Annotated in this window: 15 protein-coding genes; 1 reads left to right on the top strand and 14 read right to left on the bottom strand. The window is 46.0% G+C overall.

The annotated features are described in order from the left end of the window. Positions 1–360: 360 nt before the first annotated feature. The 4 genes from H0R92_RS13150 to pth form a co-directional block, all read right to left on the bottom strand. Positions 361–591 carry an IS3 family transposase gene (locus tag H0R92_RS13150; RefSeq protein WP_432965815.1) on the bottom strand — a complete coding sequence of 77 codons (231 nt, stop codon included), beginning with the start codon at positions 589–591 and terminating at the stop codon, positions 361–363. Positions 592–674: 83 nt separating this feature from the next. Then, positions 675–1286: an ATP-dependent Clp protease proteolytic subunit gene (locus tag H0R92_RS13145; protein ID WP_432965812.1), complete on the bottom strand. Its 612-nt coding sequence runs from the start codon at positions 1284–1286 to the stop codon at positions 675–677. A 97-nt stretch (positions 1287–1383) separates the two neighbouring features. Then, entirely contained in the window at positions 1384–2283 is a 900-nt protein-coding gene (gene mazG, locus H0R92_RS13140) for a nucleoside triphosphate pyrophosphohydrolase (protein ID WP_428769256.1), read from the bottom strand. A 26-nt stretch (positions 2284–2309) separates the two neighbouring features. Beyond that, positions 2310–2894, bottom strand: coding sequence for an aminoacyl-tRNA hydrolase (gene pth, locus H0R92_RS13135; RefSeq protein ID WP_432965808.1), 585 nt, complete (start codon positions 2892–2894; stop codon positions 2310–2312). Positions 2895–3012: 118 nt separating this feature from the next. Here pth and H0R92_RS13130 point away from each other — a divergent pair, with 118 nt between their 5' ends. Further along, positions 3013–4638, top strand: coding sequence for an amidohydrolase family protein (locus H0R92_RS13130; protein ID WP_432965805.1), 1626 nt, complete (start codon positions 3013–3015; stop codon positions 4636–4638). 75 nt (positions 4639–4713) lie between these two features. Here the strand turns inward: H0R92_RS13130 and H0R92_RS13125 are convergent, their stop codons facing one another. The 10 genes from H0R92_RS13125 to nifJ all read right to left on the bottom strand — a co-directional run bounded on the left by H0R92_RS13125 (position 4714) and on the right by nifJ (position 20642). Continuing rightward, positions 4714–5388, bottom strand: a complete 675-nt coding sequence (locus H0R92_RS13125; RefSeq protein WP_432965802.1) for a YkgJ family cysteine cluster protein — start codon at positions 5386–5388, stop codon at positions 4714–4716. Positions 5389–5458: 70 nt separating this feature from the next. Next, the gene (locus H0R92_RS13120; protein ID WP_432965799.1) at positions 5459–7180 is read right to left on the bottom strand and encodes an ABC transporter ATP-binding protein; all 1722 of its coding nucleotides are present in this window, start codon (positions 7178–7180) and stop codon (positions 5459–5461) included. A gap of 9 nt (positions 7181–7189) precedes the next feature. Next, a complete protein-coding gene (locus H0R92_RS13115) occupies positions 7190–8542 on the bottom strand; it encodes an MATE family efflux transporter (protein WP_432965796.1) in 1353 nt (450 codons plus the stop codon). Between the two features lie 26 nt (positions 8543–8568). Then, positions 8569–10290 (bottom strand): ABC transporter ATP-binding protein, encoded by a 1722-nt coding sequence (locus H0R92_RS13110; protein ID WP_432965793.1) that lies wholly within the window; start codon positions 10288–10290, stop codon positions 8569–8571. Between the two features lie 121 nt (positions 10291–10411). Then, positions 10412–10984, bottom strand: coding sequence for a TetR/AcrR family transcriptional regulator (locus H0R92_RS13105; RefSeq protein WP_432965790.1), 573 nt, complete (start codon positions 10982–10984; stop codon positions 10412–10414). Between the two features lie 94 nt (positions 10985–11078). After that, entirely contained in the window at positions 11079–12752 is a 1674-nt protein-coding gene (locus H0R92_RS13100) for an NAD(P)H-hydrate epimerase (RefSeq protein WP_432965787.1), read from the bottom strand. A 27-nt stretch (positions 12753–12779) separates the two neighbouring features. Next, positions 12780–14540 (bottom strand): dentilisin complex serine proteinase subunit PrtP, encoded by a 1761-nt coding sequence (gene prtP / locus H0R92_RS13095; protein ID WP_432965785.1) that lies wholly within the window; start codon positions 14538–14540, stop codon positions 12780–12782. 12 nt (positions 14541–14552) lie between these two features. Further along, a complete protein-coding gene (prcA, locus tag H0R92_RS13090; protein ID WP_432965782.1) occupies positions 14553–16403 on the bottom strand; it encodes a dentilisin complex subunit PrcA in 1851 nt (616 codons plus the stop codon). Between the two features lie 8 nt (positions 16404–16411). Next, complete coding sequence (gene prcB / locus H0R92_RS13085) at positions 16412–16930, bottom strand: dentilisin complex subunit PrcB (protein ID WP_432965779.1); 519 nt, start codon at positions 16928–16930, stop codon at positions 16412–16414. A gap of 172 nt (positions 16931–17102) precedes the next feature. Next, positions 17103–20642: a pyruvate:ferredoxin (flavodoxin) oxidoreductase gene (nifJ, locus tag H0R92_RS13080; protein ID WP_432965776.1), complete on the bottom strand. Its 3540-nt coding sequence runs from the start codon at positions 20640–20642 to the stop codon at positions 17103–17105. Positions 20643–20715 lie beyond the last annotated feature (73 nt).

Below are 20715 nucleotides of genomic sequence, written 5' to 3'. Positions count from 1 at the left end.
GCCCCTTTCAAAAAGCCGCTTATTGGAAGTTCACATCAGGCATTTCCTCTGACTCCGATGCCCAAGTAACCGTCCTTACCGACGACAACTCAGAAGCACTCGGCATTGTTGTAACGATGGAGTAGGTTTAAAAACCGCACGTCCTGTGCGGTTTTTAACTTGAGTTTCGGGCGGTGCCCGAAACTCATTACTTGCAGTTTTCCCGTGCGTCCGTGCACGGGATTTAAAACAGGATGTTTTATCTGTGGCATTTTGCCGCCCAAAACTCATTACTTATAGCTTTCCCGAACGTCCTTGTGCGGAACTGTGAATAAGGGGGAGCTGCGGACAGGGTGAACTGCCCCCACATTTTAGGACAGTTTAAGCAGATTTTTCGACCGGCGGCTGCCAGCCAAGATTTTTTTGAATACGCTCATTATTGTAATATGTTATAAAATTGTCAATCAGTGCCCTCACTTCTTTTTCTGTCGGAGTTCTGATTTTGATCAGTTCATTGTATCCGCTTTCGACTTTCAGAGTTCCGAAAAAATGTTCCATACAGGCATACGAACGGCTCGAATGCCTGTATGCGGACGCTTCAAATACGGGTATGCGGTTTTATCGTAGACATGCGCGATAAAGGCGGCGTACTTAAAGGGCTTCAATTTCTTCAACGGAAGGCCCTGTTCCTTCGGCTATTTTTTCAAATCCTTGCGCGACGCTATGATTTTACTTACCAAGCCGTAAGAAAACGCTTCTTCGGCGTTAAGCCAGCAGTCGCGGTCGGTATCTTTTGCAACCTGTGCAAGCGGCTTTCCCGTTTCTTCGGCGATAAGTTTATTAATGCGCGCGCGCATTTTTTCAAGCTCTTTGGCGTGAATCTCGATTTCGGTCGCAACACCCTTTATGCCGCTTAAAGGCTGGTGAATTAAAAAATGGCTGTTCGGAAGAGCCGCACGCCGTTCTTTCGGGGAAGCAAGCAATACCAGAGCCGCAGCCGAAGCGACAAGCCCCATGCCTATCGTATAAACGGGTGCATTGATAAAGCGTATCATATCGAAGATACCGTAGCCCGCATCCGCATCTCCTCCGGGAGAATCGATAAAAAGATAGATGGGCTTATCGCCTGCCGCTTCCAAAATCAAAAGCTGCCGGATGATTTTTTCCGACAAAGCCTTGTCTATTTCGCCGGTCAATAATATTTGCCGCGTTTTTAAAAACTGCAAAGCAAGACCTTCAGCGCCCTCCGCGTCATTCTTTTTTTCTTTTTCGTCCTGTTCGGAGCGGATAAGATCATTTATATTCATACAAACCTCTTTTATATTTACGTATTTTGTGCGCTTAAAACACATAATGAACTTTCATTATAGCACATTTTTTGCAAAAGTACCAGCACCCCTGTTTTTACCGTTCTTCGGTCTTTGCCTTATCCCAAAAAGAATCCATAACAGCCAGATTTTCTTTTTGCATTTCTATATTGCCTTCTTTGCAGCGTTTTTCAACGTATTTAAAACGGCGGCGGAATTTTGCATTCGCTTTTTCCAAGGCGACGGCCGGAGCAACTCCGAGATGACGCGCCCAATTTACGACGGCAAACAGTAAATCCCCTATTTCATCTTCGACGGTGCTTTGATTTTGCCCTGCCGTTTGCAGCGGTGCATCGGCCCTTCGACGGACGGCTTCATCGATTTCGGCGATTTCTTCAAGAACCTTTTCACGAACCGCCGCGGCTTCACTCCAGTCAAAGCCCTTTTTCGCCGCTTTTTTTTGCATTTTAAAGGCGCGGGTTAAGGGGTCCAAGCCCTTCCCTGCCCCGTCAAGAATACTGTCGCCGGCTTTGCGTCCTTCGATGCCCGCCTTAATCGCATCCCATTGATTTAAAACCTGTTCGGGTGTTTCGGCATGGGCAAGGGCGTTTACCCTGCCTTCGGATTCGGGAAACACGTGAGGGTGGCGGCGCACAAGCTTTTCGCATACTTCATCAAAGATGTCGGCGACGGTAAAATCTCCGTCCTGTTCGAACATATAGCCTATCATCGCGGCGTTCAGCATCACATCGCCGAGTTCCTCTTTTACATGGGATGAAGCGCCGCTTTTTTCGTATTCGCTAAGCGCGTCCAAGGCTTCGTAGGTTTCTTCCAAAAGGGTCGGCCGCAAAGAAAGGGGCGTTTGTTCCCTGTCCCAAGGACAGCCGCCCGGAGCGCGAAGCGTTTTGATAATCCCGTACAGGGTTTTAAAGCCCGAAGCGGCTTCAAGCGCTTCTTTTTGTTCTTCAATTTTTCGATTATTGTTTTCAATTTTCATATATAGTCCTTTTATGCATAGCCCTTTTATTCGTCAAGGTTTGCTTTGACTTTTTTCCACTTGTCAAGGAGGCTGTCCGGCTCCTGCGTTAAGAGGGCTTCAAACAAGGGGGTTGCCGCTTCAAAGGCGGCATTCATCGCCGCTTTTTCGCCGGAAGAAAAATCGCCGAGTACCCAGGACGACACGTCATCGTGAGGGGGACGTCCTATGCCGAAACGAAGCCGCCAAAAGTCGGCCGTTCCCAAACAAGATTTTGCAGAGCGCAGTCCGTTGTGCCCGCCCAAGCCGCCCGCATATTTTAAGCCGAAGGTACCCGCAGGCAGTTCCAATTCGTCATGAACGATTAAAATACGCTCCGGTTTTATCTTATAAAAAGAAGCGGCCGGTACAATGCTTTCGCCGGAAAGGTTCATAAAGGTGTGCGGCTTTAAAAGCTGAATTTTCCGTCCTCCGGCCGTTATGCTTGCCGCCTCGCCCTTAAACTTTGCACTCCAGTTTGCGCAGGACAGCGCGGATACGGAATCGGCAAAAAGCCACGCCGCATTGTGGCGGTTTTTTTTGTATTGTGTGCCGTAATTTCCCAAAAACACTGCCATTTCTATTAAATCCATTTGTAAATACTACCCGTATGCCGCCGCCGTGTCAACGAGTATGCTTCAGCCGTGCCGGCGGGGCCTATAGACAATTTAAATTATAGTAAAAAAAATATACTTGTGATATACTCAAAGTATGGCGGACACCAAAGACTGCACACAGCGTGTTATCATTACAAACGGAGTCGTCGTTTCCGGCGGCATTGAAAAAAAAGCGGATATCCTTGTTGAAAACGGCCGAATCGTAAAAACAAAACCGAATCTTTTACTCGGCAGTTTACTGCGCCGTGCCGAAAGCGAACTTTTGGACGCCGAAGGCTGTTATGTTTTTCCCGGTTTTATCGACGCTTTTACGCGCCTGGAAACAAAAGCCTTTATTCCGGGAGAAAAAGATCCCGTTTGCAGTCCCGACGATTTTGAAAGCGGAACCAAGGCGGCCCTTGCCGGAGGCACCACATCGATTATCAACTGCGCCGTACAAAAAAAAGGACAAAGCTTGCAGGACGCCTTGGATGAACAGCATACGAGCGCATTGCATAAAAGCAGCTGTAATTACGGCTTTCACATAGCCGTTACCTCTGTGGGAACCGCCGTCCGGACGGACGAAGAAGCCGCCGAAAAAAATGACGAAGATACCGAGAGGCAAGAGGGCGCTCAAAAAGCGGAGCAAAAAAAAGAACAAATGAGTCCTGCCGAAGCATTAAAAGGACAAATGGAAAAAACCGTTATGCGCGGCGTTTCAAGTTATGCAGTCTATATGACCGGAGAAAATATCCAATTAAGCGATCCTGAAATATTTGAAATACTGAACGCGGCAAAAGAACACAAAGCTTTAATTTGCTGCCACTGTGAAAACGCCGACATGGTAAAACACCTTGTTGAAGAACAGCTTGAAAATCGAAAAAAAAGACCGTCCTCTCATCCTGTAAGCCGCCCTCCTGCCGTTGAAGCCGAAGCTATAAGCCGCTTTTTAGCCCTTGCTCAAATGGCCGATATTCCCGTTTATATTTTGAACGTATCGGCAAAACAAAGTTTGGAGCAGATAAAACTTGCAAAAAAGCGCGGCCAAAACTTTTTCGCCGGAACCTGTCCGCACTATCTTCTTTTAACCGACAGCTTGTACCGAAAAGGAGGTTTTGCCGGAGCGCGCTTTATCTGCAACCCGCCGCTTCGAAAAAAGCCGGATTTAAAAGCTTTGCAAAAAGAATTGATGAAAACAAAGGCGGATAAAGCACCCGGTGCAAAAGACAATTCCTGCCTTGATGTGATTTGTTCGAATCACGCGGTATTCGATTTTGCCGAACAGGAAAAAGCGGCAAAAAAGAATTTTTCCAAGGTAGCGCCGGGAATTTCGGGCGCCCAATACCGGGCCGCACTGATTTTTACCGCCGCCTGCACCGCTCAACAAGACAAAACCGAAAAAAAAGAGCTTGCGCCGGGCTTCCGCTTAACACCCGCCCAATTTTCGGCACTCATGAGCGAAAACCCTGCGAAGATATTCGGCCTTTATCCGTCGCGCGGCAGTTTGAACAGAGGAGCGGCAGCCGATATAACTGTATGGAATCCCGATGTTTCGACCGTAATCGGTGACGATAATAATTTACATCGCGGCGGCTACACTCCCTACGAAGGCATAGAAATCAAAGGTCAGGCAAAATACGTTCTTTTAGGCGGTAAAGTTTGCGTAAAAAACGGCCGCGTCATAGAAGAAAGGCAGGGAAGCTATTTGTTCCGCAAAACAGGCTATCCGGCCTTTGAGTAAAAAGAATAAAAGCGACAGGGTAAACAAACGGCCGGCATGGTAAAACAGCCGTAACTGAACCAAGATGCCCATCCACTATGCACTCAAAGGGCACGGCGAGGGTAAATCGGGTTCCGGAGAATTCGGTTCCGGCGGCGTTAAAAAGCGCAAAATAAGCTTCAGCTTTTCTATTGCACAAGGAAGCTCTTCGCGGAGCGGCCGGGTTTCCGTATTTTCGGGATTTAAAGCCATAAGGCGGGCGGCAGCCTGCGCCATATCCGGCGGAAGAGAGCCGAAGCGTTCAAGCAATTCATTTTCGCCGTACTCGCGGTGTTCCCGGTTTTGTCCGGCACCTTCGATAAACTTACACGGCTTCCAACGCATTTTCATATCTTTACCGCGCGTTCCCGAATGGGCAAAAAGGCGGCAAATAAGGCAGCGCCCGCCGTAAGCCCTGCAATGATAAGGATTGTAGGGATCGAATAAAAGGCAGCCGTCCGTATGGTTCAGCGAAAAATCCGCCCCGTGCAGCCGTATTTCTTCCGCAAGTTTTTCTTCGTGCACAAGAAGCCAAGCTGCAAGATAAAGGGCTTCGTATTCGTACACATCCGGTTCAAAATGCTCGCAGCAGCGGCCGCAGCCGTCCGGACAGGGCGCCGGCGTTTTTTGTTTCCATAAGGCTTGACTTTTATCTATATCATTGTATACGGCATCGACGGCATTCAAAACATCGAACATCTTTGTGCCGGCAAAAGCTTGGGCTTCTTTCATAATTTGCACATTTTACAAAAAAGCTTTTTTTTCGGCAAGTAGTGCGAAGATAAAAAATGTACATACAACATTACCTTTCTATACCGCTCCCGCACTGCGCTTTCCAAAGCCGCTTGTAGTAAGTTCCGTTTTTTAAAAGCTCATCGTGTTTTCCTTTTTCGACAAGGCTCCCCTTTTGGAATATGAGGATTTGATCAGCTTTTTGGATAGTCTTTAAATGATGAGCGATGACCAGTACCGTTCTGTTTTTTGAAAGCTCTGTGATTGCTTCTTGAATAAGGGATTCGTTTACGGGGTCGACATTGCTTGTCATCTCATCGAGAATTAAAATCGGAGCGTCTTTTAAAAAAGCTCGTGCAATCGAAATACGCTGACGCTGTCCGCCGGATAAGAGACCTCCGTTTTCGCCTATATCGGTTGCGTAATTATCGGGAAGGCTCATAATAAAATCGTGTATCCTCGCTTTTTTGCAAGCCTCAATAATTTCTTCTTTGGAAGCAACTTTTTTCCCGACGCGGATATTTTCTTCGATTGTGTTATCAAAAAGCTGTACGTTTTGCATAACAATGCCGATTCTGTCCAAAAGCTCGTCATAGGGAATATCGCGGATATCGGCACCGCCGATCTTAATGCTCCCTGCTTGTACATCGTAAAACCGCAAAAGCAAATTCGTTATTGTCGTCTTACCGCTTCCCGATTCTCCTGCGAGGGCCGTCATTGTTTTCTCCGGAACAGTAAAACTTACCTTTTCCATTTTAAACTTATCTTCTTCATAAGAAAATTCCACATCTTCAAAAACAATATCGTTTTGTAAAGGAATGATGCCGTCCGTTTTATCGGCTATTACCTCGGCATGAAGAATTTTACCTAAGCGGTGATAGCTATCTACCGCCGACACATAATACATGTAGTGAGTTTCCATAGCCGCAAAGGGTTTATAAAATTCTTTTGAAACTACAGCGATAATCATAAAGTCAAGTACATTAATACTCCCTTTAAGTGCGGCAAGACCCGAATAAACTAAAAGAACAAAATATCCTGCATCGATTAAAAACGAAAAAACCGAAAGCTGTCTTGCTTTAAATCGGGAAGATGACTTGCTTGTTTCGCCGAATATTTTTGTCTTTTCAAAAAGTTCATTGTCAAGGCTCTTATTATGCGAAAAACTTTTTAACACAGGAATACCGCGCACATACTCGACAAATAAACTTACCATATCGGCAAGGGCTGAATTGTTTCGGCTTTCAATTTTTTGCGCCTTTTTAATTGTGTAAAAAAGATAGAAAAGTGCAAGCGGAAGCGAGGCTGCCATAATAAGGGCAAACTTCATATTGATGAAGGCTAGACCTGTAAAAACCGCAAGGGCGATAAGAAAATCGCCAAACATCCTTGGCCACATGTGCCCTACCACCATTGACATATTGTCCACATCCTTATGAAGAATCGTGTTTAATTCTCCCAACCGCTCATTCGTATAAAAGCCCAAACTAAAGAGTTTTAATTTTACAATCATACGCTCCCTTATTTGCTGCACCACATCAAAGCCTGCCCCGTGTTTTTTTAAGTCTGCAATCATATTGCAAAGACCCTTAAAAATAACCAAGCCTATCAAAACCGCAAAATCAACATAGAGCCCCTCAACTTGAGTTCCCTCATTAATCTTAAACAAAATCGAAAACACCGTAAGAAGCATTCCCACCGAGCTTAATCCGTACAATGTAAAAAACAATGACGAAATACATACATCGATTTTTCCCTTCTTACTCAAACATGCAAATAATTCTTTATACATAAATACTCCTTAATTATTCTCCGTTCCCTTAAACAGTGCTCTGTTTTTGACTAAGAAGTATTTTGTTAAAAGGACGGTGCAGAGGTCTGCGGCGGGTTGGACGAAGAGGAGTCCCGTTAAGCCGAAGAGTTTCGGGAGGATGAAAATCAGCGGGATAAAAAACAGTCCTTGCCGCGAAAGGTTGAGCAGTCCTCCTTCCTTTGCCTTACCCATTGCGGAAAAGGCTGCACAGTACACGCTTTGATACGCAAAGAAGATGAAGACAATGCCGTTGTAAATGAGGGCTTTTGCGGCGGTGTCTTTTAAAAATGCGGAGGCGTTGTGCGAAAAGAGTTTGATGATAAACGGATAGGTTCCGATTAGTATGAGCGCAAATGCGGTGCAAAAAACCGCGCCCCATTTGTTGGTAATGCGCACTGCCTCTTTTACCCGCTGCATGTTGCCCGCTCCGTAATTTATGCCGATGACAGGCAGCAGCCCCTTGGTGAAGCCGAACACAATGTATAAGCCGATCGCCGTTACGCGCAGCATGATTCCCATTGCCGAAATCACTTCATCGCCGTAGGGAGCAGCTGCCTTGTTCGTTAATCCGATTGCCGCCGATGCAAAAAATTGATACAGGAATATCGGAAAGCCTATTTTAAAAATCTGTGCAAGTATTTCTTTATCGCATACGGTGTAACGGAAGCTGAAATGTACGGCGTTATCTTTTTTGTTTATTTCGATTGTGTATAAAAGTGTTGAAAGTCCCTGCGATACCGCCGTTGCGTAAGCGGCCCCTGCAACGCCCATGCCGAGCGGATAAATAAAAATCGGATCCAAAATGATATTCAAAGCGGCTCCTGTGCTCATCATCAGCATGGTTTTGTGCGGCTTGCCCTGCGCCGTTAAAATCCCTCCCGCCGTAACATTGAAGACGGTAAAAAAGCCTGAAATGATGATAATGCGTGCATACACTTCGGCGGTGTAAAGGGTGGACTCTGACGCTCCCGCAAAGCGCAAAACAGGCTCAAGAAAGAGCAAAAAAAATGCAATCACCGCCGCCGAGCTTCCCAGTGCAAAGCTGACCGCCGTTGCCGCGGTGTTTTGCGCACGGGGAATGCTGCCCGCGCCCAAAAGCCGCGCGATATACGATGCCGCTCCGTTACTGAACGTCAGAGCGATACCGAGGATAATCTGCATAAGCGGAAACACAATGCTCACTGCTGCAAACGCACTGTTTCCCAGCCCCGACACAAAATATGCATCCGCCGCATTGTAAAGAGCGGTAACAATCATACCGGCAGTCATCGGCAGTCCCATCGCCAAAAGAACTTTCCGCAAATCGCCGTTTTCAATAAATATAAGTTTATCTTTATTCATAAAACCTCCGTTAAAGTACTCTCTAATTACCCTGCAACGTTCCAGCTGTCCACTTTATTTTGAGCGTCTACCATTTCTTTATAAAAGGGACAGCGGTTTATCAATTCGGTATGTGCTCCCGAATCCAAAATGCGGCCCTTGTCCATAACTACAATTTGATCGGCGTTGCGGATTGTGTTCAGATGATGGGCTATCGTGATGACCGTTTTATTTTTTCTTAATTCTTCGACGGCTTCGTTTATGAGTTTTTCGTTTTCGCTGTCGACGGCGGCCATCGCTTCGTCCAAAATTAAAATCGGAGCATTTTTAAGAATCATTCGTGCGATGGAAATGCGCTGTTTTTCTCCGCCTGAAAGTTTTACGCCCATCTCGCCGACTTTTGTGTTGTAGCCCCTAGGCAGGGCGGAAATAAAATCGTGGCACCGTGCTTTTTTAGCGGCTTCTATAACTTCCGCTTCAGAAGCTCCCGCCTTACCGATTGCAATATTTTCGAAGATGCTCATATTAAAAAGGATAACTTCCTGCTGGACACTTCCTATAAGGGCGGAAATACTGTCCGTGTCATAGCGCGAAATATCTTTGCCCGAAATGGTGAGCAAACCTGAATCGACATCCCAAAATCCCATAATGAGATTTGCAAGGGTGCTTTTGCCGCAGCCGCTGGGACCGACAAGAGCATTTAAACCGGTTTCCGTAAATTTTAAATTGATATCTTGTAAGGCAAAGCCGTCTTTTTCGTACTTAAAATTTACATTTGTAAATTCTATGTCGCCGGGTTTTAATTGTTCGCTGATTTTTTCTTTTGAAAGAGGAGCACATAAAATCTTGGCTATGCTTTTGATTTTTTCGGTAAACACGATGGAAAAATGATGAAGGGTTGCCGTTTTACTTATCGCCGACACAAAGACCGAAGATAAAATAACGGACAGTATAAATTGCGCCGTAGAAATATTTTGATGTAAGAGCAAAATGCTCCCTAAAATCATAACCGCAACAGTTCCGGCTTCCATAAAAATATCTATGAGAACCATCGGGCCCGTAACGGCACCCATACTCTTTTTTACATCCTGAACATAAGAGCGTGCAGAAGCCAAAGTTTGTCCGCTAAAGCTTTCTTCTTTTGCAAAAGCCTTTATAACGGCAATGTTTTTTACATATTCCATCATGTCTTCCCTCATCTTCATTTCTCTCGAAAAATACATTTGAAATCTTTTTTGCATTGTCTTTGCGGATAATTCTTTTACAAGAAACATGAGCGGAACCCCTGCAATCATTATCAAAGCAAGTCTGTAATCTATAAAAAGCATTGCAATAAAAACCAAGGCGGGAAGAAGGGTTGCCGACATAATTTCAGGAAGCCCGTGAGCAAGATATATTTCGACCTGCTCTACATCGTGTTCGATAATACTGGTAAGCTCGCCCGTGTTATGCTTTTTAAAAAAGCCTAAAGTGAGTTTTTTTAAGTGATCGATTATTGCAAGCCGTAACTCCGTCAATTTGCCGAAAGCTCTGTCATGAGCTGTCTTTGTTGCAAGATAGTTAAACACAGCTTTTAAAACAAAAGAAATCAGCATACCCGTAATGAACATTTTAAAATGCGGTTGCGTAATTTCTTTTGAAAACAATTTGCTTATCATCAGCACCAATAAAACCTGGGGTATCAGGTCAAATACTATTTTAAGAGCAAGCAGCAGATTGGGTAAAAAGTTTTTACCCGTTACCTGTTTTTTCAATTCTTTTTCATTCATACAAACTCCTAAAATTGAATAATATTGAATTTTAATTCAATATTAAGCTAAAAGTTTTCTGTCGCTAACTTCAAAGTCAGTTTTTACCGTTTTTCATCCTCACAAAATGCGGACATTTAAATTACAGTGATTCAACGCCGTTAAAATAGCATTTATTAAGAACAAAGAGCATATCTTCGGCCCATTTTTCATTTTTATAATGCCGTGCAATTTCCATCAGATTTTCCACATAATTATTTGCTAAGATATGGGCAAGCATGGGATCGTGTTTTGTTTTTGAATACCGTTTTAAGCCGTCTTTTATATGCTGCTCCAACCGCTTAACCCACATATCTTTTGCACTTTCATGTTTGGTTCCCGAACTTTTATCAATTAAAATAATGAGCTTGATTCTTTCCCGTAAAAGCTCCGGAAGCTGAATGCCTCCGCCTTGGGTAAATCTTTCGTAAGGGCTGCCGGCTTCCATTTTTTCTTCTTCTTCCATCATTTTAATGATTCGATTAAGAATACCGCCGACTACCTCATCAAACAAAGAAGCTTTATCTTTAAAATATGTGTAAATAAGAGCGACGGGAACATCGGCTTTTTCCGCAATGTCCGTGAGTTTTGCAGACCTATAATCTTTTTCATAAAAGACCTTTACAGCCGCAGCGAGTATTTTATTTTTTACTTCTTCTTTTAATACTTGAGCCATTTTTTACCCTATCTTAAAACTGAATTCTAATTTAATAATAAATCTTTATTCAATATTTGTCAAGAAAATTGAACGGCTCTCTGAAAATCCGCCTTTATCGGAATTTATGTTGCCCGGTATTTTCAAGTGGAATGCCGATATTTTTCCCCCATTCTTCCAAAACCCTTTTCAGTTTTTCAGGCTCTTCCAAACTTTGTATCAGGGTAAAGGGCGTGGACGAATAAGAAGATTTTTGCAAACGCGAAACCGCAGCTAAAAGCAGCGAGCCCTGAATTGCCGCATCGAGGGGGCTGTATCTTTGGGCCAAAAGACCGGCAATAAAACCTGCAAGCACATCGCCGCTTCCGCCCTTTGCCAAACAGGGCATACCTAAGGTATTTATATATAAATGCGGTTTTACATCTTCAGCCCTGTGTAAGCCGATAACCGCGTTCGCCCCCTTGAGAAGCAAAACAACTTCGGGATATTTTGAGCAAAAGGCGCTTACAAGTTCCAAACGTTTTTCCGCAATCTCCTGAACCGACAGGGTTCCGAAGCCGCAGAGGGCAAGCAAACTTTGAAACTCCTTAGGGTGCGGCGTTAAAACCAAGCCTGTAGGCCGGCCCGCAGGCCGCCGTTCCAACAGCTTTTTTATTCCCTCATAATAAAAAATATCGGCATCCAAAACGCCGTTCAGCTCCGGATTCGCTTCAAGTACGGAAAAAACTTTTTCCGCCCGCTTTACATCATTGCGTCCGAAACCGGGACCTGCAACAATAAGGTTTGCCTTTTCGGGAAGATTTTCCGTTTGCATTATATAAAACGGAAAGCCGTCCTGCTCCCGACATCCTTCCTGTTCCCGATTTTTCTCCTGTTTCTGATTGTTTTCACAGCAAAGCCCCTGCAAGGGGCGGCCTTCAGGATGTATAAGACTTACCAAGCCTGCACCGCAGCGGAAGGCGGCACAGGAAGCAATCACGCCCGCCCCCGCTTTATCGCCCGCATATACGGCCGCGTGTCCGAAATCACCCTTGTGAACGGACATTTGAGTACGCTCGGGCAAATGCAAGTCACCGCCCTCAAGCAGCAGGGCGGCGGGCTCGGCTCCGTTTTGAAAAAGAGCTGAAGATACGCCGAGCGGCGCGGTTATGATTTTTCCCGTATGATTTTTTGCAAAGTCGCTGAACAGCGCCGTTTTAAGCGCGCCCATGCACACGGTTACATCCGCACGGAACGCGCTTGTGCCCACTCCTTTTGAATCTATGCCGCTCGGAATATCGCAGGCGATTTTAAAACAATCGGCCTTGTTAAGAGCGGCAATAAGTTTTTCGATTTGAGCGCTCAAACTACCGTGAAAGCCGCTTCCGAAAATACAATCGACGATAACGTGATAATTTTTTATAAAATCCGTGCGCGAAAAATTGCGGATAACCGGAACGCCTGCCGAGCGCGCGCGTTCTGCTTGCCTCATGCACGCTTGCGATTTGGGCGGAAAAACTTCAAGCACGGCAACCGAACAGGAAAAGTCCTCAATCGTGCCTCCGTTCAGTCTGCGCGCAAGTGCCCAGCCGTCACCGCCGTTATCGCCCCCGCCTGCGGCAATAAGCACACGGCATTCGGAAACGGGTGAACAATTCACCCGGATGTCCGCCGTACGATCCGTGCACGCACGCACAACCTCATTTTCGAGCGCACGTGCAGCATTTTCCATTAAAATGTCTTCGGTTAAACCGAACCGGCTTACGGCGGCGCGGTCAAGAGCCCGCGTATCGGTGTATATGTTTTGCATTATCGGGCCTTCGACACACCCTCCCGCTTAAAATTCAATAAAAACATCTTGATCATTGCCGCTGACTGTAAAAGTCTGCTTTTTTGTCGTATTGCTATAAGAGGCAAAGATCGAGTACTGTCGCCCCTTTACCAAACCTTTAAATTCAATCTTCGGCCGATTATTGGGCTTTATATAAGCAAGCGGAACCTTTGTACTTTCATCGCAGAGGGTAAGCGGCTCGGTAACCTGAACAAGACTACCGCCCTGTTTTACCGTAACGGTAACCGCTCCTTCACCGTAAAAATCGTTTGCGGCAGGAACAGTATTATCACGCACTTTTTTTACCGCCTCCAACACGTTTACACGCCCGCACCCGAAGCTTTCATCAAAACCGGCATCACCTTTGTCATCCGCAGTATTTTCAATGAGCGTTTTTATTTGATACGGCGTTAAATTGCGCGCATTGTCAAAAGAAAGCAAATAGCTTATAAGGCCGGTTACAAAGGGGGCTGCCATGGAAGTTCCGCTCATCGATACATAACTATCTGTACTATTCCCGTAAGGAGTGCTGAAACAGGAAACGATACCTTCTCCGGGGGCGGCTACGCTTATCCATGCTCCCTTGTTGCTGAAAACGGCTTTTTTATCCCGCCCGTTTGTCGCTCCCACGGCAAGAACGCCGGGAAAAGCTGCAGGATAAGCGGCTGTATAGCGCCCCTCGTTTCCCATAGCGATAACGGGTAAAATATCGTTTTTAACGGCAGTCGTTAACACGTCGAAGGCAAATTCGGAAGCGACGGAACCGCCGAGCGACATGTTTATCGGAACCGTTTTTTGCGTAATTTGAAAAATCGTATTTTGAATATAAGAAGGAAGCTTTGCCTTATCAGCCGGCGTTCTTGCACTAGGCGCTTTACGCAAAATTTCGACGGTATTCGTCAAATCGGCTAAAGCGCCGTACACAGCCCACTCCGTCCCTCCGCCGTTAAAACCTAGTGACTGATACGAAATAAGTTTTGTTTTTTTCCATGCAACGCCTGCGATACCCTTATTGTTATCGCCGAGTGCACACATAATGCCGGAACAGTGGGTACCGTGCCCGTCTGTATCCCAATTCGAGTCGAGCGGCACTTCGGTAAAAGGGTTTCCGTTTCCGATATATGAACCGCCGGACGTTTTTGCCGATTTTGCATACAATACTATCGATTCCGTTCCGTTTTTAAAATCCTCGTGTTTCATATTGATACCGGTATCGATAATGCCTGCAACAACCTCATTGGTACCGTAGCTTATGTCTTTATAAGCTTGCAGCGCCTTTGTTATTGCAAGGGCATAGCCTTCTGCATCCGAAACCGGATCCTGCAAAACATTGCCGTCACCCAGTCCCCGAGTACTCACAACGGGTTCGGTTGAAGATGCGGATAAAACAACATCTTTAAGTTTCATAACATCGGGAGGAACGACTTTATAGTCGTTGTCTGCACTAAGCACGCCTTTTATCGAATATACGGATTTCAGCAATGCCTCATTGCCGGTATTTTTATGCACATACCAATAGGTAAATCCCGTACCGGTTAAAGAAAGCTCTCCGCATACATCGATACCTTCATTCGTAAAAAGCTCTTTGTCAAAACCGTCGGCGGTTTTTGCAATAACAAAACCTTCGACAATATCGTTTGCATTCGGCTTATATGCCGTACCTTCGTTAAAAGAAGCCGAAGCGGAAGAAGTTCCGCTTACAATGGGCGAGCAGGCAAAAAACAGAGCACCGAGTGCCGCAGTTAAAATCGTTATTATTTTTTTCATAATTTTCTCCGTTTAAGGCGTTACCGTAAAGGTAAAGCGCCCGTTTATTGCATTTGCACCGTTCATCGAATTGTTTCCGCGTGATATGGATTTACAATACGTCGTACTGCCGGCAGACGTATACGGATAATTTTTAACAAAGCTCAAGGCTTCATCATCGTATAAATCATAGGGATTCAAACCCCAATCCTGAATATCCCATTGGTAGGCGACACCCGTTTCATAGTTCATAGCTCGATTTAACCCCTTGTCGCTCCCTATCGGGATAACATTAAAAAACGGAACCTGAACGAATTTTTTGGTAAACTCGACGATACCTGTTGTCTTATCGACTTTAACAAGGTCGTTGACGGATGTTATACCGTAAGCGCTTAATTTTCCGGCGGCAATCAAGTCCGAAACCCATTCGGGATCTTGCAAATTACCCGATACTGCATCACATAAGAAAATTAACATATCGGGAGAACCGCTTCCGTTAAGAAGATAAAAAAATCTTGCGCCGAATACGGGATTACCGTCAAACTTGTTAATCAATAAACCCAAGCTTATATAATCGCTTTGTGCCGGACTGAACATATTCGCATTGCTTATTTTGCATTTATATGCAAGATTTGCCGTATCCGCAAGCAGCACATAAGCGTTGTTGACAGGTTCCGTCAATTCATACGTAAAGGATTCCAAAAGCTTGACCGTTATAACGGGCGAAAATTTTTCATATTTTTCATTAAAGGCCCTGATTTTATATTCGTATTCCGTATTTTCTTCCAACTGCGAATCCGTATCGAAGCCTGCATGAAAGCCCAATCCGCTCGTTTCGGTTTCTAAGTCATTATACAAGGTGCGGCTTACAAAACGAAATTTCCGCGCCGAACCTTTTTTTCTCCGATATAAATCGAAGCCCAATATTTCCTTATCCGTACCATACGAATTTACAAATTCAAAAATCACCGTCATTTTATATGAAGAACGCCGGCCGCCGACAGGCTGCAAAGACAATATACCTTCGGAATAGGGAAGGCGTTCGGCAAAAGCCGAAAGATTTCTAAAAGAACAGGAGGATAAATCCAGTGTGGAATTATTATTTTCAAATTTCAGCGGCATATGCCTTTCTATGCGGTTATTGGCAACATCATAGCCGGTGATTACCAAATCGTCATTTCCTTTAAAAAGGGTTTCTATCCGAAAAATACCGGTGGAAATAAATGAATCATTCTCTTTTTCTACCTTGATGCTGCCATCGATACCGGTAAATACGTTCGGCGATTTGCCTATACCGAGTTTTGCGCCGAAACCGCCGCCGTCCGTTTCTTTGACGGCACCGACATCGGAAGAGAAAACAACCTTAATATAAACGGGCGCATTGACAAAAGAATTTTCCGATAAGTCGGTAAAAGTGTCTAAAAGAGTTTTAGCTTTCTTTATTGAATCGATTTTAGGAGGTGTAATGCCGCGGGTAATCATTCCGTGTACAGGCTGAATTAAAGAAAGCGTTTGTTCGGCTCTGGGAGGCAATTTGTAATTTTCAAGCCGTGAACCCGCCCATTCACCCTGTATACCGATAAGTTCAAAGTCGTATCTTGCTTCCGTTGCAAGATTTTCAAGTTTAACCTTGCCGTCCGTTACCGTATACGTTCCGATTTGTTCCGTTGTTCCGCTTTTATACATCTTAAGCGTTGTTCCCGAAACAAATGTACCGCCTATGGAATCGGTTACCTGTACATGTACGGTCGAAAAGTCCGCATAGGGCTCGTCAATAAAGCCTCCCGAACTTCCTCCGCCCCCTATCGACTGCGGGCAGCCTGCCAGTAAAACAAGAGCGATAAAAAAGAGCGGTAGCGCTGCGATTTTACAAAAGCCTTTCATAAAAACTCCTAATATTCAAATTTTCGATTAAAAAAACTTTTATCCGCCCCTTCCACTTTGACCAAAATGCGAGTAGATTGAACAGCCGTGATGCAGATTATTATATAGGGATAGGTAAAAGCCTGTGTTACTATTTGATCGGGGGCGGGAGAAGTTACACGAAACACCGCTTCTACGGCGTCCTTTGTACCCGTAATCGAAACGGGCTCTACCGCATAGCCGCCCGTATTAAAGGTTCCCGCCGAAACGGCAATAACTTTTTTTTTCTTAAAATCTGTTTCCGGCGCCCTTATTCCGTCCGAACCGTATAAGCGGCCATACAGCTTGTCCAGCGCCTCCTGAGTTTCGACAACCTCCGTTTGCAATCCTCTGCCGTTGCTGCCGGACATAAGCACTTCATAAGAGATTTCCGCAGTTTTCTCGTCCATAAAGTCGGCGGTTTTTACGGTTCCGGGAGCCGACTTGCACGCATATGTGCTTAAAAGAACAATGCATATAAAAGCCGTCAGGCAAACGCGCTGTTTCATACATTAATAGTAACCTATATATATTGAAAAGACAAGGGCATAAACGCCGTAATATAAAAAAACGGGTATCCGAACCTAAGATCGAATACCCGTCTGAACATCCAACGGATTTATCTAAAATCAGGGCAGCCGAACCGAAAACATACGTTTTTGAACTGCCCCGAAATCGGTTTTAGAAATCCCTGTCCGCAAGATACTTGTATTCCTTCCACTGGCGCTTGGCGCGTTCAACCGCCTTGTCCAACAGCATAGCTGCACGGTCGGGGTTGGCAAGCTTTAAGCTCTTAAAGCGGACTTCCTTGTACATAAAGTCGGCAAGGTTGTAATCCGGCTCTTTGCTGTCAAGCTGGAAGGGGTTTTTTCCCTGATCGGCAAGGCGCGGGTCGTAGCGGTACAAGGGCCACAGTCCGCAGGAAACCACTTCTTTTTGATTCGTCAAAGTACCGCCCATATTGATACCGTGGTTGATACAGGGGCTGTATGCGATAACGATTGAAGGTCCGTTATAGGATTCGGCTTCGCGGAACGCTTTGATAGCCTGATTCATGTTCGCACCCAAGGCAATGTGGGCGACGTAGACATAGCCGTAGCTCATCGCAATCATACCCAAGTCTTTTTTGCTGTTAACCTTACCGGAAGCCGCGAATTTCGCAACCGCACCGATAGGAGTCGCCTTGGACATTTGACCGCCGGTATTGGAATATACTTCGGTGTCCAATACGAGGATGTTGACATTGCGTCCGGAAGCGATGGTGTGATCCAAACCGCCGAAACCGATGTCGTATGCCCAGCCGTCGCCTCCGATAATCCAGTGCGAGCGCTTGATAAAGTGGTCGGTTAACGAATCCAGCTCTTTTGCAATGGGGTCGCTCGAAGAAGCAAGCTCTTTTTTAAGTTCGTCAATATAGGCGCGCTGTTGAATGATTGCGGCATCGTCGTTTTGCGGATTCGCAAGAATCTTATCCAAGGTTGAAGCGGCGATACCCTTTTCTTTTGCCGCTGCGGCAACTTCGCGCGCATATTCGGACAATTTATCGCCGGTAAGGCACATACCCATACCGAATTCGGCCGCGTCTTCAAACAACGAGTTCGACCATGCAGGTCCTCTTCCGTTTGCGTCCTTTGCATAGGGCGTTGAAGGTAAGTTTCCGCCGTAAATTGAAGAACAGCCGGTAGCGTTCGCAATAACCGCACGGTCGCCGAACATTTGGCTCAACAAGCGAACATAAGCCGTTTCACCGCATCCGGCGCAGGCACCGCTGAACTCGAACAGGGGCCGCTTAAAGGCCAAGCCCTTGGGCATGGACAGGTTGAGGGTTGCCGGATCCGCATCGGGCAAACTCATAAAGTAGTCCCAGTTTTTCGCTTCAACTTCGCGGATTTCGGGCGTATAGTGAGTCATATTGATAGCGCGCTTGGTTTCGTCTTCTTTGTTTTTAACCGGACATACGGAAACACAAACGCCGCATCCGGTACAGTCTTCGGTCGAAACCTGTAAAACAACCTTTTTACCCGCTTCCGGCTTCGGCTTAACTTCGGCCGTTTTGAATGCGGCGGGAGCGGCTGCAGCCTGCTCATCGGTAAGCGTTTTCATACGCATAACCGCGTGAGGACATACAACCGTACACTGACCGCACTGAATACAAATCGACGGGTCCCACTGGGGAACGCGCTCTGCGATTGCACGTTTTTCAAACTGAGTGGTTGCGGTCGGGAAGGTTCCGTCGGCGGGCAGCTTGCTTACGGGAAGCTTATCGCCCTGCTGAACGGCCATTTTGCCCAATACGTCTTTTACAAAAGAATCCGGAGAAGCGGCCATAGCGGGCTTCATGTGTACCGAACCTTCCGTAGACGACGGATAATCGACTTTTTCGACTGCCGCCAAAGCCATATCGATGGTTGCGATATTTTTTTGTACAACGTCGGCACCCTTTTTACCGTAGGATTTTTCGATGAACTTTTTCATGTATTCTACGGCTTCGGCTTCGGGCAATACGCCTGAAATTTTAAAATAGGCGGCTTGCATAACAACGTTTATGCGGTTGCCCATACCGGCTTTTTCGGCAATCTTAAAGGCGTCGATAACGTAAAAGTTCATCTTTTTGTCGAGAATAACCTGCTGCTGTTCAACCGGAATGTGCGCCCATACGGTTTTTGCGTCATAGGGGCTGTTCAACAAAAAGGACGCGCCTTTTTTTGCGGTTTCGAGCATGTGATAGGTTTCCATATAGGTAAACTTATGACAGGCTACAAAGTCAGCACTTGTAATCAAATAGGGGCGGCGGATCGGCTTTTTGCCGAAGCGCAGGTGAGAAACGGTAAAACCGCCGGACTTTTTCGAGTCGTATGAAAAATACGCTTGGGCGTTCATTTCGGGGCGGGCGTCTCCGATGATTTTAATCGAGTTTTTGTTTGCACCTACGGTACCGTCGGAACCCAAACCGTAGAACATCGCTTCGTTTGTGCCCTCTTCTTCAAGCGTCCATGAAGCGTCGTAGGCAAGACTTGCGCCCGACACATCGTCTTCAATACCGACGGTAAAGTGATTTTGCTTTTTGCCGTCGAGGTTTTCGAAAATCGCTTTTACCATAGCGGGGGTAAATTCTTTTGAACCCAAACCGTAGCGGCCTCCGATAACGGTATCGATTTTGCGTCCGGTTTCGGCCAAAGCCGTTTGTACGTCCTGATACAGGGGCTCGCCTAAGGCGCCGGGTTCTTTGGTGCGGTCAAGCACTGCAACGGCTTTTACGGAAGCGGGCAATGCTTTTACAAAGGCGGATGCATCGAAGGGGCGGTAAAGCCGTACTTTTAACAATCCGGTTTTTGCACCCTGAGCATTCAAAGCTTCAACGGTTTCTTCAACCGTTTCGGCGCCCGAACCCATCAGGATAATAACCTTATCGGCATCGCTTGCACCGAAATAGTCGAACAAGTGATACTGTCTGCCGGTTATTTTTGCAAAAAGGTCCATCGTTTCCTGTACGATGGCGGGAACCGCTTCGTAGTACTTGTTTACGGCTTCACGGCTTTGGAAATAGGTGTCCGGGTTTTGGGCCGTTCCGCGTACTGCCGGATTTTCGGGCGACAAGCCGCGCTTGCGGTGTGCGCGCACCAGCTCGTCGTCAATCATTTTATGCATTGTATCGAAAGATACTTCTTCTATTTTTTGAATTTCGTGTGAAGTGCGGAATCCGTCAAAAAAGTGAATAAACGGAACGCGGGATTTCAGCGTTGCCGAATGGGATATAACCGACAAGTCCATAACTTCCTGCACGCTGTTTGAAGCCATCATAGCCCAGCCGGTTTGGCGGCATGCCATAACGTCCTGATGGTCGCCGAAGATGGACAATGCGCTGGTTGCAATTGCACGGGCGGCAACGTGAAACACGGTACTCGTCAATTCACCCGCAATTTTGTACATATTCGGAATCATCAATAAAAGACCCTGAGATGCGGTAAAGGTGGTACTTAAAGCACCGGTGGTTAAAGCTCCGTGCACGGCACCTGCGGCACCGGCTTCGGACTGCATTTCCACAACATCGGGAACCGTACCCCAGATATTTTTCCTGCCCTTTGCAGAGTATTCATCCGAAACTTCACCCATAGGGCTTGAAGGCGTAATGGGATAAATAGAAATTACTTCGCTCAGCGCGTGAGCGACATGACCGGCGGCGGTATTGCCGTCAATCATTACCATGTTTTTGTCTGCCATAAAACCGTCCTTATAAATAATGTGTGAATAAACTATTGTTTTGCAGGTATATACTACAGCTATATGGAAGTTT

Source organism: Treponema sp. OMZ 840 (genome assembly GCF_050937815.1).
GTDB lineage: Bacteria > Spirochaetota > Spirochaetia > Treponematales > Treponemataceae > Treponema_C.
This window is presented reverse-complemented; position numbering and strand designations above follow the sequence as displayed.

Coding starts and splice junctions, on each gene's coding strand:
- nifJ (WP_432965776.1), bottom strand. CDS start 20,642: ATGGCAGACAAAAACATGGTAATGATTGACGGCAATACCGCCGCCGGT.
- H0R92_RS13115 (WP_432965796.1), bottom strand. CDS start 8,542: ATGAATAAAGATAAACTTATATTTATTGAAAACGGCGATTTGCGGAAA.
- H0R92_RS13105 (WP_432965790.1), bottom strand. CDS start 10,984: ATGGCTCAAGTATTAAAAGAAGAAGTAAAAAATAAAATACTCGCTGCG.
- H0R92_RS13110 (WP_432965793.1), bottom strand. CDS start 10,290: ATGAATGAAAAAGAATTGAAAAAACAGGTAACGGGTAAAAACTTTTTA.
- H0R92_RS13120 (WP_432965799.1), bottom strand. CDS start 7,180: ATGTATAAAGAATTATTTGCATGTTTGAGTAAGAAGGGAAAAATCGAT.
- H0R92_RS13125 (WP_432965802.1), bottom strand. CDS start 5,388: ATGAAAGAAGCCCAAGCTTTTGCCGGCACAAAGATGTTCGATGTTTTG.
- prcB (WP_432965779.1), bottom strand. CDS start 16,930: ATGAAACAGCGCGTTTGCCTGACGGCTTTTATATGCATTGTTCTTTTA.
- prtP (WP_432965785.1), bottom strand. CDS start 14,540: ATGAAAAAAATAATAACGATTTTAACTGCGGCACTCGGTGCTCTGTTT.
- prcA (WP_432965782.1), bottom strand. CDS start 16,403: ATGAAAGGCTTTTGTAAAATCGCAGCGCTACCGCTCTTTTTTATCGCT.
- H0R92_RS13100 (WP_432965787.1), bottom strand. CDS start 12,752: ATGCAAAACATATACACCGATACGCGGGCTCTTGACCGCGCCGCCGTA.
- H0R92_RS13145 (WP_432965812.1), bottom strand. CDS start 1,286: ATGAATATAAATGATCTTATCCGCTCCGAACAGGACGAAAAAGAAAAA.
- mazG (WP_428769256.1), bottom strand. CDS start 2,283: ATGAAAATTGAAAACAATAATCGAAAAATTGAAGAACAAAAAGAAGCG.
- pth (WP_432965808.1), bottom strand. CDS start 2,894: ATGGATTTAATAGAAATGGCAGTGTTTTTGGGAAATTACGGCACACAA.
- H0R92_RS13130 (WP_432965805.1), top strand. CDS start 3,013: ATGGCGGACACCAAAGACTGCACACAGCGTGTTATCATTACAAACGGA.